General features: G+C 71.5%; 1 protein-coding gene. It reads right to left on the reverse strand.

The window, feature by feature from the left end; all coding sequences use genetic code 11:
• Nucleotides 1-55 precede the first annotated feature (55 nt).
• Nucleotides 56-685, reverse strand: a 630-nt coding sequence (locus C1I98_RS39480; protein WP_111172244.1) for a fasciclin domain-containing protein, incomplete at its 5' end; no start/stop codon positions are given.

A 685-nucleotide genomic window follows, 5' to 3' on the forward strand; every position in this document is an offset into this window, starting at 1 on the left:
GACCCGACCCCCAGGGCACCCCCGGTCCGCCTGACCGGGGGTGCGCCGAACGGGGTCACTCCGGCATGAGGACCTTGTCGATGAGGTACAGCGTGCCGTTCTTCACCGGGATGCCACCACAGGTGATCTTGGCCTGGTCGTTCACGGTGAACTGGTCGCCCGAGCCGCTGACGGTCAGCTCGGTGCCGTCCGCCGTGGTGAACCTGCCGTCCGCGAGATCCTCCTTGCTCACCTTCTCCTCCACCACGTGGCCGTTCAGGAGCTTGGTGAGCGCGTCCTTGTCGCCGAGCAGGCGGTTCAGGTCCTCCCTGGGAAGCTGCTGGAACGCCTCGTCGGTGGGCGCGAAGAGCGTGACGTTCTCGGCGGAGTTCAGGTTCTCCTTCAGCCCGGCCGCGTCGATCGCCTTGGCCAGCGCGGCCAGCTGCGGCTGCTCGGCCACGGCCGAGGCGGCGGGCTGTTGCGCCAGGCTGGCCAGACTGCCCTTGCCGGAGGCGGGGAGTTGCGCGCACGCGGGGCCGAACGGCTGCGCGCCCGCGCCGTTGGTCGGCGAGGTGGTGGGCGTGGCCGTGTCCCCGGGCGTTGCGGTGTCCCCCGGGGACGCCGTGTCCTCAGGGGCCGTGGTCTCGTCGTCCGTCGGGGAGACCTCGTCGGGCGGCGAACCTTCGTCCGGTGGGGTCGGTTCGGG

This window comes from Spongiactinospora gelatinilytica (assembly GCF_003236385.1).
Classification (GTDB): domain Bacteria; phylum Actinomycetota; class Actinomycetes; order Streptosporangiales; family Streptosporangiaceae; genus Spongiactinospora; species Spongiactinospora gelatinilytica.